Origin of the sequence: Pseudomonas sp. B22(2017) (assembly GCF_002113105.1) — a bacterium.
Lineage (GTDB): Bacteria > Pseudomonadota > Gammaproteobacteria > Pseudomonadales > Pseudomonadaceae > Aquipseudomonas > Aquipseudomonas asiatica.
In genome coordinates, this window is record NZ_NEJN01000003.1 from 36,488 (window position 1) to 52,251 (window position 15,764).

15 protein-coding genes are annotated in these 15,764 nt (G+C 62.6%); 3 read left to right on the forward strand and 12 right to left on the reverse strand.

Annotation, left to right across the window (positions count from 1 at the left end; all coding sequences use genetic code 11):
* Positions 1-153 precede the first annotated feature (153 nt).
* Positions 154-807, reverse strand: coding sequence for a hypothetical protein (locus tag CAG18_RS07770; RefSeq protein ID WP_039615086.1), 654 nt, complete (start codon positions 805-807; stop codon positions 154-156).
* Positions 808-1,108: 301 nt separating this feature from the next.
* Between CAG18_RS07770 and mutS the strand changes: the two genes are divergently transcribed.
* Together mutS and fdxA are read left to right on the forward strand one after the other, a co-directional pair.
* Positions 1,109-3,682 carry a DNA mismatch repair protein MutS gene (mutS, locus tag CAG18_RS07775; protein ID WP_043936065.1) on the forward strand — a complete coding sequence of 858 codons (2,574 nt, stop codon included), beginning with the start codon at positions 1,109-1,111 and terminating at the stop codon, positions 3,680-3,682.
* Positions 3,683-3,822: 140 nt separating this feature from the next.
* Entirely contained in the window at positions 3,823-4,146 is a 324-nt protein-coding gene (fdxA, locus tag CAG18_RS07780) for a ferredoxin FdxA (protein ID WP_004375459.1), read from the forward strand.
* Positions 4,147-4,762: 616 nt separating this feature from the next.
* On the opposite strand, the gene rpoS is transcribed toward fdxA, so the two are convergent.
* The 8 genes from rpoS to CAG18_RS07820 all read right to left on the reverse strand — a co-directional run bounded on the left by rpoS (position 4,763) and on the right by CAG18_RS07820 (position 12,073).
* A complete protein-coding gene (gene rpoS / locus CAG18_RS07785) occupies positions 4,763-5,770 on the reverse strand; it encodes an RNA polymerase sigma factor RpoS (protein WP_013971277.1) in 1,008 nt (335 codons plus the stop codon).
* Between the two features lie 108 nt (positions 5,771-5,878).
* Positions 5,879-6,736: a peptidoglycan DD-metalloendopeptidase family protein gene (locus CAG18_RS07790; protein ID WP_085720703.1), complete on the reverse strand. Its 858-nt coding sequence runs from the start codon at positions 6,734-6,736 to the stop codon at positions 5,879-5,881.
* A 220-nt stretch (positions 6,737-6,956) separates the two neighbouring features.
* Complete coding sequence (locus CAG18_RS07795; protein WP_015269209.1) at positions 6,957-7,595, reverse strand: protein-L-isoaspartate(D-aspartate) O-methyltransferase; 639 nt, start codon at positions 7,593-7,595, stop codon at positions 6,957-6,959.
* 35 nt (positions 7,596-7,630) lie between these two features.
* Positions 7,631-8,380, reverse strand: a complete 750-nt coding sequence (surE, locus tag CAG18_RS07800; protein ID WP_013971274.1) for a 5'/3'-nucleotidase SurE — start codon at positions 8,378-8,380, stop codon at positions 7,631-7,633.
* On the reverse strand, positions 8,368-9,426 hold the full coding sequence (truD, locus tag CAG18_RS07805) for a tRNA pseudouridine(13) synthase TruD (protein ID WP_015269208.1): 1,059 nt from the start codon (positions 9,424-9,426) through the stop codon (positions 8,368-8,370). The genes surE and truD overlap by 13 nt, the downstream gene beginning before the upstream one ends.
* A complete protein-coding gene (gene ispF, locus CAG18_RS07810; protein WP_013971272.1) occupies positions 9,423-9,896 on the reverse strand; it encodes a 2-C-methyl-D-erythritol 2,4-cyclodiphosphate synthase in 474 nt (157 codons plus the stop codon). Before ispF ends, truD begins: the two co-directional genes overlap by 4 nt.
* A gap of 201 nt (positions 9,897-10,097) precedes the next feature.
* Complete coding sequence (fghA, locus tag CAG18_RS07815) at positions 10,098-10,952, reverse strand: S-formylglutathione hydrolase (RefSeq protein WP_054573190.1); 855 nt, start codon at positions 10,950-10,952, stop codon at positions 10,098-10,100.
* An 8-nt stretch (positions 10,953-10,960) separates the two neighbouring features.
* Entirely contained in the window at positions 10,961-12,073 is a 1,113-nt protein-coding gene (locus tag CAG18_RS07820) for an S-(hydroxymethyl)glutathione dehydrogenase/class III alcohol dehydrogenase (RefSeq protein ID WP_039614790.1), read from the reverse strand.
* Between the two features lie 107 nt (positions 12,074-12,180).
* Here CAG18_RS07820 and CAG18_RS07825 point away from each other — a divergent pair, with 107 nt between their 5' ends.
* Positions 12,181-13,077: a LysR substrate-binding domain-containing protein gene (locus CAG18_RS07825; protein WP_015269205.1), complete on the forward strand. Its 897-nt coding sequence runs from the start codon at positions 12,181-12,183 to the stop codon at positions 13,075-13,077.
* Positions 13,078-13,208: 131 nt separating this feature from the next.
* Here the strand turns inward: CAG18_RS07825 and ispD are convergent, their stop codons facing one another.
* From ispD to eno, 3 genes are all read right to left on the reverse strand, one after another.
* Positions 13,209-13,916, reverse strand: a complete 708-nt coding sequence (gene ispD, locus CAG18_RS07830; protein WP_085720704.1) for a 2-C-methyl-D-erythritol 4-phosphate cytidylyltransferase — start codon at positions 13,914-13,916, stop codon at positions 13,209-13,211.
* Positions 13,913-14,194 (reverse strand): cell division protein FtsB, encoded by a 282-nt coding sequence (gene ftsB, locus CAG18_RS07835; protein WP_004375443.1) that lies wholly within the window; start codon positions 14,192-14,194, stop codon positions 13,913-13,915. Before ftsB ends, ispD begins: the two co-directional genes overlap by 4 nt.
* A 168-nt stretch (positions 14,195-14,362) precedes the next feature.
* The gene (gene eno / locus CAG18_RS07840) at positions 14,363-15,652 is read right to left on the reverse strand and encodes a phosphopyruvate hydratase (protein WP_015269203.1); all 1,290 of its coding nucleotides are present in this window, start codon (positions 15,650-15,652) and stop codon (positions 14,363-14,365) included.
* Positions 15,653-15,764: the final 112 nt, after the last annotated feature.

Genomic DNA, 15,764 nt, shown 5'->3' on the forward strand with positions numbered 1-15,764 from the left:
TTCAGGGATGGGGAATGGGCGTCTGGCGGCGTGCTGGGCACGAGGATGTTCGCCTCTGGATTTTTGGCGCCTGTAAGATCGAGCGCCGCGCGGGCGGCGCTCGATCTCGCAGGCGCCAAACCTCTCAAGGCATGCACCTCAAGCCCACACCAATCAGAAATTCAGCCGAAGCACGGTCCGCCAGATGTTCTTCATCGGTGAACGACGATGCTTGGTCCAGTTGCGCTCCCACCACTCGTCCTCATTGCGCACCACCTGTTCCAGGTCGCTACCGGCCACTGCGGCGGCGTGCTGGCGGAACATCATGGGGAACACGCAGTGCTGGCGGATCCGGTGTTTGACCACCACATCCACCGGGGTGCCATCGTAGGGCGTCTCTGCCAGGATCCGGCAGCCCTCGCGCGACAGCACATAGGCATGCAGCGCCACCACCCGCCCGCGGGCGATGAACGGGAACCAGGTCAGCCAGGTTCGCCCCATGGAATAACCCAGGTGCAAGGCCTCGAAGGGCCGTTTCTGCATGAAGCGGTTTACCCAGCGCACCCGCGAAGGCTTGAACTCATACGCCTTGGCATCGTCTTCGAAGATCAGGATTCGATCAAGGCCATTGTCCAGCGCATGACGGGCCAGTTGCTGATGGGACTCGTAGCAACCGCGCTTGGGGTCGCTGTTTTTCTCGACGACATGAAAGAGCACTTCGTTGTCGAGCTGTCGCCCGATGGTTTCGCTGAACAGCGTGCGCCGGTCAGCGCGGGTGTCGAGGGAAATACAAAAAACCGCATCTACATCAAAACGAATTGCGCTCACTGCACTAATCAACCTGTTGCAATAACTTTTTACCGGGCCGCGGGCCACCGCGAGTGCGTCAGGCAAGCCATCCCTGATGGGCGAAGGCAGGCAATTCTCCATGGAGGCACCATGATGTCAACCTGCCTTCAGCGCATCCCTGTGCACTCGCCGGACTTGCAGGTACAGCCCGCCGGGTAGCCGTGTTAACCTATGCGGCTTGAAAATCCGGTGGGTCTCGGCGTCGCGCATGCAACACAGAACGCCCCAATTTGCCCCACAATATTGAGACCTACTTTCTAAGCCCTTGATGAATAAAGCAATTTCCGACTTCTCCGCACACACCCCGATGATGCAGCAGTACTGGAAGCTGAAGAACCAGCACCCGGACCAGCTGATGTTCTACCGCATGGGCGACTTCTACGAGATCTTCTACGAAGATGCGAAAAAAGCCGCAAAGCTGCTGGACATCACCCTGACCGCGCGCGGTCAGTCGGCCGGCCAGTCCATCCCCATGTGCGGGATTCCGTTCCATTCGCTGGAAGGTTACCTGGCCAAGCTGGTCAAGCTCGGCGAATCGGTGGTGATCTGCGAGCAGATTGGCGACCCTGCCACCAGCAAGGGCCCGGTGGAACGTCAGGTTGTGCGCATCATCACCCCGGGTACGGTCAGCGACGAGGCCCTGCTCGACGAGCGTCGCGACAACCTGATTGCCGCGCTGCTCGGGGACGAGCGCCTGTTCGGCCTGGCCGTACTGGACATCACCAGTGGCAACTTCAGCGTGCAGGAGATCAAGGGCTGGGAAAACCTGCTGGCCGAGCTCGAGCGCCTCAACCCGGTCGAGCTGTTGATCCCCGACGACTGGCCGCGCGACCTGCCTGCCGAGAAACGACCGGGCGCCCGTCGCCGTGCGCCATGGGACTTCGACCGCGACTCGGCGCGCAAGGCCCTGTGCCAGCAGTTCGCGACCAAGGACCTCAAGGGCTTTGGCTGCGACAAGCTGACCCTGGCCATCGGCGCCGCCGGTTGCCTGCTGATCTACGCCAAGGAAACCCAGCGCACCGCCCTGCCGCACCTGCGCAGCCTGCGCCACGAACGCCTGGACGACACGGTCATTCTCGACGGTGCCAGCCGCCGCAACCTGGAGCTGGACATCAACCTGGCCGGCGGCCGAGACAACACCCTGCAGTCGGTGGTCGACCGCTGCCAGACCGCCATGGCCAGCCGTTTGCTGAGCCGCTGGTTGAACCGTCCGTTGCGCGATCTCAAGGTGCTGCAGGCGCGCCAGGACTCGATCCGTTGCCTGCTCGACGGCTACCGCTTCGAGAAGCTGCAGCCGCAGCTCAAGGAAATTGGCGATATCGAACGGATTCTCGCCCGTATCGGCCTGCGCAACGCCCGCCCACGCGATCTGGCACGCCTGCGCGATGCACTTGGGGCGCTGCCCGAGTTGCAGAATGCCATGGCCGAGCTGGAGGCACCGCACCTGGCACGCCTGGCCGCCATTACCGGCACCTATCCCGAACTGGCCAGCCTGCTGGAGCGGGCGATCATAGACAACCCGCCGGCGGTGATCCGCGATGGCGGCGTGCTCAAGGCCGGCTATGACAACGAACTGGACGAGTTGCTGGCGATCAGCGAAAACGCCGGCCAATTCCTGATCGATCTGGAAGCGCGGGAAAAGGCCCGTACTGGCCTTGCCAACCTCAAGGTCGGCTACAACCGGGTGCATGGCTACTTCATCGAACTGCCGACCAAGCAGGCCGAGCAGGCCCCGGGTGACTACATCCGCCGTCAGACCCTAAAGGGCGCCGAGCGCTTCATCACCCCGGAGCTGAAGGCGTTCGAGGACAAGGCGCTGTCGGCCAAGAGCCGCGCCCTGGCCCGCGAGAAGATGCTCTACGATGCCCTGCTGGAAACCCTGATCAGCCACCTGGCACCGCTGCAGGACAGCGCCGCCGCCCTGGCCGAACTGGACGTGCTCAGCAACCTGGCCGAACGTGCACTGAACCTCGACCTGAACTGCCCACGCTTCGTAGACGAGCCGTGCCTGCGCATCGAGCAGGGCCGTCACCCAGTGGTGGAACAGGTACTAACCACACCGTTCGTGGCCAACGACCTGGGCCTGGACAACAGCACGCGCATGCTGATCATCACCGGCCCGAACATGGGCGGTAAGTCCACCTACATGCGCCAGACCGCCCTGATCGTGCTGCTGGCGCATATCGGCAGCTTCGTGCCGGCTGCCAGCTGCGAGCTGTCGCTGGTCGACCGCATCTTCACCCGCATCGGCTCCAGCGACGACCTGGCCGGCGGCCGCTCGACCTTCATGGTCGAGATGAGCGAAACCGCCAACATCTTGCACAATGCCACCGACCGCAGCCTGGTGCTGATGGATGAAGTGGGCCGCGGCACCAGTACCTTCGACGGCCTGTCGCTGGCCTGGGCCGCCGCAGAGCGCCTGGCCCAGCTGCGCGCCTACACGCTGTTCGCCACGCACTACTTCGAACTCACCGTGCTGCCGGAAAGCGAGCCACTGGTGGCCAACGTGCACCTGAACGCCACCGAACACAACGAACGCATCGTATTCCTGCACCACGTGCTGCCTGGTCCTGCCAGCCAGAGCTACGGCCTGGCCGTGGCGCAGCTGGCCGGCGTGCCGACGGCCGTCATCCAGCGTGCCCGTGAACACCTGGCGAGGCTGGAAACCACCAGCCTGCCGCATGAACAACCACCGGCCCAAAAGGCCAAGGACGTGCCACAGGTCCCGCACCAGAGCGACCTGTTCGCCAGCCTGCCACACCCGGCCATCGAGAAGCTGGGCAAGCTGCAGCTGGACGACATGACCCCGCGTCAAGCTATCGAAATGCTATATCAACTAAAGAACCTGTTATAACGGCGCCCACTACAAGCTGGTAGAATCCGCCGCGGTTTGCTGGTGCTGCAGGTTATTAGCCTGGCCTGCAGCCACATACCCGTAAACCGCGCGGCCCTGAGAGGAAGGGCCGCCGCCGTCGCCTGAGGAGAGAATTAGAAATGACCTTCGTCGTCACCGACAACTGCATCAAATGCAAATACACCGACTGCGTGGAAGTCTGTCCGGTGGACTGCTTCTACGAAGGCCCGAACTTCCTGGTCATCCATCCGGACGAGTGCATCGACTGCGCCTTGTGCGAGCCGGAATGCCCAGCGCAAGCCATCTTCTCGGAAGACGAAGTGCCTGCGGGCATGGAAAACTTCATCGAGCTGAACGCCGAACTGGCGGAAATCTGGCCGAACATCACCGAGCGTAAGGACGCCCTGCCGGACGCTGAGGAATGGGATGGCAAGACTGGCAAGATTGCAGATCTGGAGCGCTGATAGCGTCCGGACACTAAAAAGGCCCCTTGGGGCCTTTTTTGTTTTCTGCAGACAAAAAAAGGGGCGGTTTGACCCGCCCACATTTTTTCCGTAGTCCCTGCTTGTCCCAAACAGCATCCTGATGAAATCGCGTCTTGCGATGTCCCTGGCTTTCCTCCTGAAAGCCTGTGCATGTCCCTGTGCACAGTTCGAATACTAGCGACTTGAGCCTGGCCGGCAACCGCGAAACCTCACAGGGTGTTGCAGGTGACACATTTCCTCACAGCTGAATAAGTCAGGATTTTCAAGAGGTTGGGAAAACGCAGGATCTGGATACGACAATGATTTACTGAAGCGTACATAAAAGGCTTACAGAACAAGTAAGCAAAGGCTTACACGCGATGTTATTGGGGTAGCGCAGTACATAATGTCTTGGGGCTGCTTTGCAGCCCTTTCGCGACACAAGGCCGCTCCCACAGGATAGTGGTGCATTCAAAGGCGATGAAATACCTGTGGGAGCGGCCTTGTGTCGCAAAAGGGGCGCAAAGCGCCCCCGCAATTTTGAATGGGACACCTCTGATCGCCACATACAAAAACGCCCCGAAATCATCGGGGCGCTTTGTGTTACAGGCTTCCGCTACTGGAACAACGACTCACTGGACAGGCCGTTCTTCTCGAGAATCTCGCGCAAACGCTTGAGCCCCTCGACCTGGATCTGCCGCACCCGTTCGCGGGTCAGGCCAATCTCCAGTCCGACATCTTCCAAGGTGCTACTTTCATGCCCGCGCAAGCCAAAGCGGCGCACCACCACTTCACGCTGCTTGTCGGTCAACTCGCCCAGCCACTGGTCGATGCTCTGCGACAGGTCATCATCCTGCAGCAGTTCGCATGGGTCGGTCGGACGGTCGTCAGTCAGGGTATCGAGCAGGGTCTTGTCCGAGTCCGGGCCAAGCGACACATCCACCGAAGACACCCGCTCGTTCAGGCCGAGCATGCGCTTGACCTCGGCGACCGGTTTCTCCAGCAGCGTGGCGATTTCTTCTGGCGAGGGTTCGTGGTCCAGTTTCTGGGTCAGCTCGCGCGCAGCGCGCAGGTAGACGTTCAGTTCCTTGACCACGTGGATCGGCAGGCGAATGGTGCGGGTCTGGTTCATGATCGCCCGTTCGATGGTCTGGCGAATCCACCAGGTCGCATAAGTCGAGAACCGGAAACCACGCTCCGGGTCGAACTTCTCGACCGCACGGATCAGCCCAAGGTTGCCCTCCTCGATCAGGTCGAGCAGCGACAGGCCGCGGTTCACGTAACGACGGGCAATTTTTACAACCAGGCGCAGGTTGCTTTCGATCATGCGCTTGCGGCCGGCAGGGTCGCCCTTTTGCGACAGGCGCGCAAAGTGCACTTCCTCTTCCGGCGAAAGCAGAGGCGAGAATCCTATCTCGTTGAGATACAACTGGGTGGCATCGAGCGCCCGGCTGTAATCGATGTACTTGTGTTGCTTGAGCGAAGAGCCCGACTTGGCCCTCGTCCGAACCGAAGATACAGCAGGTTCGTCTGACACCACATCCGTTTCCAAAACGATACCCGTCTCCATCAGAAGCAGGTCATCGTCGATGTCAAACTCCGGCACTTCTTTACTGAGAGCCATTGTTATAGTCCTTTGCTGAGTTCGAACTCAGACTCGAGCGGCACCTATCTCCCTGGCAGCGCTGGAGCCTGTCCCCTCTACATCACAGGAACAGGCCGGGTACAACGGTCAACGACGTGGCAGGAACTGGAGCGGATCGACGGGTTTGCCCTGGCGGCGAATCTCGAAATGCAGCTTCACCCGATCTGTGCCCGTGGACCCCATTTCAGCAATCGACTGCCCTGCCTTGACCTGCTGCCCCTCCCGAACCAACAGCCTGCGGTTATGGCCGTAGGCACTGACGTAGGTATCGCTGTGCTTGATGATGATCAGTTCGCCGTAGCCCCTCAAGCCACTCCCGGCGTACACCACTGCACCATCAGACGCAGCAAAAACAGGCTGTCCCAAATCACCGGCGATATCAATGCCTTTATTCAAACTACCGTTTGAAGCGAATTTTCCAATCAGCACGCCGTTGGCGGGCCAGGTCCAGCCACCTACCGCACGCTCCGCGGCAGGCACCGTGGCGACCACCGGGGCGCTGCTGGAGGCTGCCGGCGTGGCCGGTTTGCTGGTGTTGCCAGGAGGTGTGCTGGTGCTTCCCACAGGCCGCCGGATGACCGTGGTCTTGCTCGACGACGACGGGCTGGACACCACCGTGGTGGTGCCGGTAGAGCCGCTGCTGAAACGAATCGCTTGCCCCGGGCGAATGGTGTAAGGCGCCGCGATACCGTTGCGCGCAGCCAGCTCCTTGTAGTCCCAGCCATAACGGAAGGCGATGGAGAACAGCGTATCGCCAGGTTTGACGATGTACTGCCCGGTGGTTACCGCCGGGCGCTTGGGCACGGTGTTGTTGCGGTCGACCACCCGCGCGCTGTTGCTGCTGGTGCTCGAGCAACCCACCAGTAGCGCGCCCATGGCCAGTGCAATCACCAGAAGCGTGAAACCCGACCCGTCCTTGCGCTGCCGAATGACTGTGTGACCCACCCGCGCTCCCCTCATGGTGCCGAAAACGATATGAAGACAAGAAATGCAATATTATTGCAATTATAACCAAGCCCGCCCGCATTGGCAGGGTTGGTGAAAGACTGCTGCAAAGCCTTGCAACACGCTGTGCGATAGCGCTTCACCCCGCCAGATAGACAGGGCGTTGCTGCAAGAATTCGGTGCTGGCGCAAAAATATCGCGCGGTTCGAACCAGCAGTGTTCAGGCCAGCGGGCCGTTGAGCAGCGGTACGAAGCGCACGGCCCCCAGCACGCGGCGGGAGAATCCATGCTCCTCGCGCACGATCAGCATCAGCTGCTGGGTTTCGCCGGCTGGCCCCACCGGGATCACCATACGGCCACCGGGCGCCAGCTGGTCGAGCAATGCCTGCGGCACTTCCGGTGCCACGGCGGTGACGATGATGCCGTTGTACGGCGCCAGCGCCGGCCAGCCTTCGCAACCATCCCCCCAGCGGAACACCACATTGCGCAGGTTCAGTTCCACCAGGCGCTCCTTGGCCCGGTCCTGCAGCACCTTGATGCGTTCCACCGAGAACACCCGCTCGACCAACTGGGCCAGGATTGCCGTCTGGTAGCCCGAGCCGGTGCCGATCTCCAGCACCTTGTCCAGCGGCCCGGCCTCGAGCAGCAGTTCACTCATGTGGGCAACCATGAACGGTTGCGAGATCGTCTGGTTGTGGCCGATCGGCAGCGCGGTGTCTTCGTAGGCGCGATGCGCCAGCGCCTCGTCGACGAACAGGTGGCGCGGGGTACGACGGATGACGTCGAGCACCTTGGTGTTCGAAACGCCCTCCTCGCACAGGCGCTGGATCAGCCGCTCCCGGGTGCGCTGGGAGGTCATGCCGATGCCACGCCGCAGCATATCGTCCTCGCGCATCAGAGCAGGCCCTCCAGCCAACCGTCGAGCTGCTCGAAGGCATCACTGAAGGTGCGGTCGAGCTGCAGCGGAGTGATCGATACATAGCCTTGCATCACCGCATGGAAGTCGGTACCCGGGCCACCGTCCTCGGCATCCCCGGCGACAGCGATCCAGTAGCCTTCCTTGCCGCGCGGGTTGACCACCTTGGTCGGCGCCGCCGCCCGCGCCCGGTGACCGAGGCGGGTGAGCTGGATACCACGAATGTGCTCCAGCGGCAGGTTGGGGATATTGACGTTGAGCACGGTGCGCGGCGGCAAGGCCAGGCGCGACTGAGCCTCGACCAGGCGGCGGGCGATGTGGGCCGCGGTGGGCAGGTTGTCCGGCTGGCGCGACAACAGCGAAAACGCCAGCGAGGTACCGCCGAGGAAACGGCCTTCCAACGCGGCCGCGACCGTGCCCGAATAGAGCACGTCGTCACCCAGGTTGGCACCGAGGTTGATCCCCGACACAACCATGTCCGGCGCCTGTGGCAACAGCCCATTGAGCCCCAGATGCACGCAGTCGGTCGGCGTGCCGTTGAGGCTGATGAAGCCATTGGCCAAGGTCTGCGGGTGCAGTGGCCGGTCCAGCGTCAGCGAACTGCTGGCGCCGCTCTTGTCTTGATCCGGGGCAATAACCACGCACTCGGCGTAATCCACCAGCGCAGCATGCAGCGCGGCGATGCCGGGTGCGGTAACACCGTCGTCGTTCGAAATCAGAATACGCATGAGCTGTCCGTCTGCCCCGCCGACACCAGATCCACGATTTCGCGCACCACCACGGTGGCGAAACATCCGGCCGGAAGGACGAATTCCAGTTGCAGGATATCAGGCTCGGGATAATGCCACGTAAGACCGCCAATAGGGAGCCGCAGAATGCGTCGTTCGTGATCCATGCCCGCCAGGGCCAGCCACTGGCAAAGTGCCGGCTGCCGTGCGGCGATCGCATCCTCTTGTTGCGCAGTACTCCCCGTAGCCGGCGAATCGCCTGCCCCCCACAGCGGGCCGGTCGGATGCAGGTCAAGAATCGCCAGCCGAGGATCGGAACATTCCGACTCCCCAGCAGGAAAGAAGCTACGACTCGTGGTGAACGCCAACAGGTCGCCCACCTGCGCACGCGCCCAGCTGCCGTCGGCAACACGGGCTGCCAGCACCTGGTTGAACAGGTAGCTGCGCCCGGCCGAGAGCAACCGCGAACGCACGTTGCGCTGTTCGGGCAGGGCATTGCGTGCGGCCCAATCAAGAGCGTCGTGAACGTTGCCGCCACCGTGGCCGAAGCGCTGGGTGCCGAAATAATTCGGCACACCGTAATGCTTGAGCTGTTCCAGGCGCGCATCCACCGCTTGGTGATCGGCAGCCAGGGCAGTCAGGCGCAGCGTGAAGCCGTTGGCCGAATGCGCACCGCGCTGCAGCTTGCGCTGGTGGCGCACCTGCTTGAGCACACGCAGGCTGGCATCCTCGGCACGCGACAGGTCCGGGTCGGCCTTGCCGGGCAGGTGCAGGCTGAACCACTGGCGGGTCAGGGCCTGGCGGTCCTTGAGGCCGGCGTAGCTGATCGTGCGCACCGGCACCCCAGCGGCACGGGCCAGCCGGCGGGCCGCCTCCTCGGTGTTCAGGTCACGCTTTTCGACCCACAACCACAAGTGCTCGCCCTGTCCCGACAGCGGGATGTCCAGCACTTCGTCGACCTGGAAATCTTCGGCCACTGCCTTGAGAACGGCGGTACCCAGTGGTTCGCCCGACGCACGCGGGCCCAACAGTTCCAGTTCGGTCATGCTGGCAGCAGCAGGGCTACCGAATGCACGGCGATGCCCTCCTCGCGGCCGGTGAAGCCGAGCTTCTCGGTGGTGGTAGCCTTGACATTGACCTGGTCGAGTTCGACCTGCAGGTCTTCGGCGATCAGTTTGCGCATGGTTTCGATGTGCGGGGCCATCTTCGGCGCCTGGGCGACGATGGTGGCGTCGATGTTGCCGACCTTCCAGCCCTTGGCCTGGACGATGCCGACCACATGGCGCAGCAGAACACGGCTGTTGGCGCCTTTGAACTGCGGGTCGGTGTCGGGGAAATGCTTGCCGATGTCACCCAGCGCTGCCGCGCCAAGCAAGGCATCGCTCAGGGCGTGCAGCAGCACGTCGCCATCGGAGTGGGCCAGGAGGCCGTATTTGTGGGGGATACGCACCCCGCCCAGGGTAATGAAATCACCGTCGCAGAAACGGTGCACATCGTAGCCGTGGCCAATACGCATAGAAAAACGCCCTGAATGAGTCAGGGCGTGATTCTACCTGCTTTAACCGGTATTGGGGCCGTCGTTGTAGGAGCAGCCTAGTGCTGCGAATGGGCCGCAAAGCGGCCCCGGCAATATCGGCGATAGCGTTAGACCCAGGGTCTGCTTCGCAGCCCATTCGCAGCACAAGGCTGCTCCTACAGGCGATCGCGCAGCTACGCCTCACACCCGCCCCAAGGCCACCGCATGATGACGCAGATGCTCCTCGATGAAGCTGGCGATGAAGTAGTAGCTGTGGTCATAGCCAGGCTGCAGGCGCAGGGTCAGTTCATGCCCCCCTTTGCGTGCCGCCTGCTCCAGCGCTTCAGGCTTGAGCTGCTTTTCGAGGAAGTCGTCACGGTCGCCCTGGTCCACCAGCAACGGCGGGCATTCGCCGGCCGGAGCCTCGGCCAGCAGCACGCTGGCATCCCACTCGCGCCAGCGCGCACGGTCTTCACCCAGGTAGCGGCTGAAGGCTTTCTCGCCCCACGGGCAATCCATCGGGTTGCTGATCGGCGAGAACGCCGACACCGAGCGGTAGCGCCCCGGGTTGCGCAAGGCGCACACCAGCGCGCCATGCCCACCCATGGAGTGGCCACTGATGCTGCGCTCGCCCGAAGCCGGGAAGTGCGCCTCGATCAACGCGGGCAACTCCTCCACCACATAGTCGTGCATGCGGTAGTGCTGGGCCCAGGGCTGCTGAGTGGCATTGAGGTAGAAGCCAGCACCCAGGCCGAAGTCCCAGGCACCGTCCGGGTCGCCCGGCACCTGCTCGCCACGCGGGCTGGTGTCGGGGGCGACGATGATCAACCCAAGCTCCGCGGCCAGACGCTGGGCGCCGGCCTTCTGCATGAAGTTCTCGTCGGTGCAGGTTAGGCCGCTGAGCCAATACAGCACCGGCAGCTTTTCGCCCTGTTCGGCCTGCGGCGGCAGGTAGACGGCGAACACCATGTCGCAACCCAGCACCTTGGAGTGATGCCGGTAACGCTTGTGCCAGCCGCCGAAGCTCTTCTGGCAGGAGATGTTATCCAGGCTCATGGCAAACCTCAGAAGTGGATGACGCTGCGGATGCTCTTGCCTTCATGCATCAGGTCGAAGGCCTTGTTGATGTCTTCCAGGCCCATGGTGTGGGTAATGAAGGTATCCAGCGGGATCTCGCCCTTCTCGGACATTTCCACGTAGCTCGGCAGCTCGCTGCGACCACGCACGCCACCGAACGCCGAACCACGCCATACGCGACCGGTGACCAGCTGGAACGGACGGGTGGCGATTTCCTGGCCGGCACCGGCCACGCCGATGATCACCGACTCACCCCAGCCCTTGTGGCAGCATTCCAGCGCAGCACGCATCAGCTGCACGTTGCCGATGCACTCGAACGAGAAGTCCACGCCGCCGTCGGTGAGGTCGACGATCACTTCCTGGATCGGGCGGTCGTAGTCTTTCGGGTTGATGCAGTCGGTGGCACCCAGCTGACGGGCGATCTCGAACTTGGCCGGGTTGATGTCGATGGCAATGATGCGCGACGCCTTTGCCTTGACCGCACCAATCACTGCCGACAGGCCGATGCCGCCCAGACCGAAGATGGCCACGGTGTCACCCGGCTTGACCTTGGCGGTGTTGAGCACCGCGCCGATACCGGTGGTGACGCCACAACCCAGCAGGCAGACCTTTTCCAGCGGCGCTTCTTTCTGGATCTTGGCCACGGAGATTTCCGGCAGCACGGTGTACTCGGAGAAGGTCGAGGTACCCATGTAGTGGAACAGCTGCTGACCTTTGTAGGAGAAGCGCGTGGTGCCGTCCGGCATCAGGCCCTTGCCCTGGGTGGCGCGGATGGCCTGGCAAAGGTTGGTCTTGCCCGAGAGGCAGAACTTGCACTTGCCGCATTCCGGGGTGTACAGCGGAATGACGTGGTCACCGACGGCGACCGAGGTGACGCCCTCGCCTATCGCCTCGACGATCGCGCCACCTTCGTGACCGAGGATCGACGGGAAGATGCCCTCCGGGTCGGCGCCCGACAGAGTGTAGGCGTCGGTGTGGCAGACACCGCTGGCGACCACGCGCAGCAGCACTTCACCGGCCTTGGGCATGGCCACGTCGACTTCGACGATTTCCAGGGGTTTCTTGGCTTCGAAAGCTACGGCAGCACGGGACTTGATCATCAAAGGTCTCCAGACAGAGGGTCGATTCAGTCTGGCAGTGTAATTCACCGCCTTTTGATGAATAATCAGGCCAAAGACAAAACATTATTGCCATACAGGGATAATCAATGAGCAGCCGCTGGGAAGGCATCGACGAGTTCGTCGCCGTGGCCGAGTCGGGCCAGTTCACCGCGGCCGCAGAGCGCCTGGGGGTTTCCTCGTCGCACATCAGCCGGCAGATCGCCCGGCTGGAGGAGCGGCTGCAGACGCGCCTGCTGTACCGCAGTACCCGGCGGGTGACCCTGAGCGAGGCCGGGCAGACATTCCTGCAGCACTGCCAGCGCCTGCAGGATGGCCGCGAGGAAGCTCTACGCGCCATGGGCGATCTGGCCAGCGAGCCCAAGGGGCTGCTGCGCATGACCTGCGCGGTGGCCTACGGCGAGCGTTTCATCGTGCCGCTGGTGACGCGGTTCATGGCGCTGTACCCGCAGCTGCGGGTGGATGTGGAACTGAGCAACCATACCCTCGACCTGGTGCATGAAGGCATGGACCTGGCCATCCGCCTGGGCCGGCTGGCCGACTCACGACTGGTGGCAACCCGCCTGGCACCCCGGCGCATGTACCTGTGCGCTTCGCCGGCCTACCTGGAACGTTATGGTCGGCCGCACAGCCTGTCGGAACTGGCGCGGCACAACTGCCTGGTAGGCAGTTCGGATTTGTGGGCGCTGCAGCAGGACGGCCGCGAGATCAGCCAGCGAGTCCAGGGCAACTGGCGTTGCAACAGCGGGCAGGCGGTGCTGGACGCGGCGCTGCAGGGGATGGGGTTGTGCCAGTTGCCGGATTACTACGTGCTGGAGCACTTGAACAGTGGTGCGCTGGTGTCGTTGCTTGAGGCGCACCAGCCACCGAATACCGCGGTGTGGGCGCTGTATCCGCAGCAGCGGCACCTGTCGCCGAAGGTTCGGCGGCTGGTGGATTACCTGAAAGAAGGGTTGGCGGGGTTGCCGGAGTATCGCTTGAACTGAAACCTTGTGCTGGCTGGTCTGGCCTCTTCGCGGGTAAACCCGCTCCCACAGGTACAGCGCAAACCTGAAGGGATGTGCGATACCTGTGGGAGCGGGTTTACCCGCGAAGAGGCCGGCACAGGGCAAGAAATTCAGCGGCGCCCTGCCCAACGCTGGCGCAACCACTCCAAGTCTTCCGGCCGGGTCACCTTGATGTTGTCGCTGCGCCCTTCGACCAGCCGCGGCGCCTGGCCGGACCACTCGATGGCAGAGGACTCGTCGGTCACCAGCACATCCGACACAAGGCACTCGGCCAGTGCCCGATGCAACGCCCCCAGGCGGAACATCTGCGGCGTATAGGCCTGCCAGATGGTGCTGCGGTCGACGGTAGCGCCCACCCGACCATCGGCATCGGCCCGCTTGAGGGTATCGCGCGCCGGCACCGCCAGCAGGCCACCCACCGGGTCGCCTGCCAGCTCCGACAACAGCTTGTCCAGATCGCTGCGCGCCAGGTTTGGTCGCGCGGCATCATGCACAAGCACCCAGTCGCTGTCCGCCGCCCCTTGAGCATGCAGCATCAGCAATGCATTGAGCACCGAGTCGGCACGCTCGTGGCCACCCGCGGCGCGCTGGATGCGCGGGTCGCAGGCGCAGCGCAGGCGAGGCCAGTACGGGTCATCTTCGGCAATGCTGACCACCACGCCCTTGAGCATCGGGTGGCCAAGAAAACAGTCGAGGCTGTGCTCGAGAATGGTCTGCCCGGCCAGCTCCAGATACTGCTTGGGGCGGTCGGCAGCCATGCGGGCACCTACGCCCGCAGCAGGAATCACAGCCCAGAAGGCCGGTAAGGTTTCGATCATTTCTGTGGCAACTGGAAGAGGGTTTCGCCCTCTTTGACCATCCCCAATTCGTGGCGAGCCCGCTCTTCAACGGTCTCCATGCCTTTTTTCAGCTCCAGCACTTCGGCATCGAGCACGCGGTTGCGCTCGAGCAAGCGCTCGTTTTCGGCATGCTGCTCGGCAATCTGCTGCTTCAGCTCGGTCACTTGCGCCAGGCTGCCATTACCCACCCACAGGCGGTACTGCAGGCCACCCAGCAGCAGGAGCAGGACGAGGAACAACCAATAGGGACTGCGCATCACGTTATCCAGGTTAAAAAGGCTGCCGGGTACTTTTTACTTCGGGGCCTCGAATAGCACGAAGCCTGGCCGAGGCCAGGCTTCGTCGACAGAAACCCGTTGGAATGTAGGAAAGAACAGTACGAACGTTCCTACAACTCCGGCTGCTGTCTTTTTACCATCTCTTGCTTAGCCGCGAAACTCGGCACGACCGCGGTAAACCGCTTTGGCACCCAGTTGCTCTTCGATGCGCAGCAGCTGGTTGTACTTGGAAACGCGGTCGGAACGGCACAGCGAACCAGTCTTGATCTGGCCAGCAGCAGTACCCACGGCCAGGTCGGCAATGGTCGAGTCTTCGGTTTCACCGGAACGGTGCGAAATCACCGCGGTGTAGCCAGCAGCCTTGGCCATCTGGATGGCTTCCAGGGTTTCGGTCAGCGAGCCGATCTGGTTGAACTTGATCAGGATCGAGTTACCGATGCCCTTCTCGATGCCTTCCTTGAGGATCTTGGTGTTGGTCACGAACAGGTCGTCGCCAACCAGCTGCACCTTGGTGCCGATCTTGTCGGTGAGGATCTTCCAGCCAGCCCAGTCGGACTCGTCCAGTCCGTCTTCGATCGAGATGATCGGGAAGCGCTCGGTCAGGCCTTTCAGGTACTCGGCAAAGCCTTCGGCGTCGAACGACTTGCCTTCGCCGGACAGGTTGTACTTGCCGTCTTCGTAGAACTCGGAAGCCGCGCAGTCCAAGGCCAGGGTCACGTCGGTGCCCAGCTTGTAGCCGGCTTTCTCGACAGCTTCGGCGATGGCGCCCAGGGCGTCTTCGTTGGAAGCCAGGTTAGGGGCGAAACCACCTTCGTCACCAACGGCGGTGTTCAGACCACGGGCCTTGAGCACGGCTTTGAGGTGGTGGAAGATTTCGGTACCCATGCGCAGGCCGTCGGAGAAGGTCTTGGCGCCAACCGGCTGTACCATGAACTCCTGGATGTCGACGTTGTTGTCGGCGTGCTCGCCACCGTTGATGATGTTCATCATCGGTACCGGCATCGAGTACTGGCCAGGGGTGCCGTTCAGGTTGGCGATGTGCGCGTACAGCGGCAGGTCCTGGTCCTGGGCAGCGGCCTTGGCGGCAGCCAGGGAAACGGCCAGGATGGCGTTGGCGCCCAGCTTGGCCTTGTTCTCGGTACCGTCCAGCTCGATCATGGCGCGGTCCAGGGCCTTCTGGTCGGCAGGGTCCTTGCCCAGCAGCAGGTCACGGATCGGGCCGTTGATGTTGGCGACGGCCTTCAGCACGCCCTTGCCCAGGTAACGGCTCTTGTCGCCATCACGCAGCTCCAGCGCTTCGCGCGAGCCAGTGGAAGCACCGGACGGCGCGCAAGCGCTGCCGATGATGCCGTTGTCGAGCAGTACATCGGCTTCCACGGTGGGGTTGCCACGCGAATCGAGAACTTCACGACCTTTGATGTCGACGATTTTTGCCATTGTTGTAAGCACTCCAGAATTGACGAAAACAACTTAGCTTAGGAAATTCTTGCCGTTCACCGGGCGGACTTGCAGTGGGCAGGCCGGGTGAAGGGAACCCCTGACCGACTGG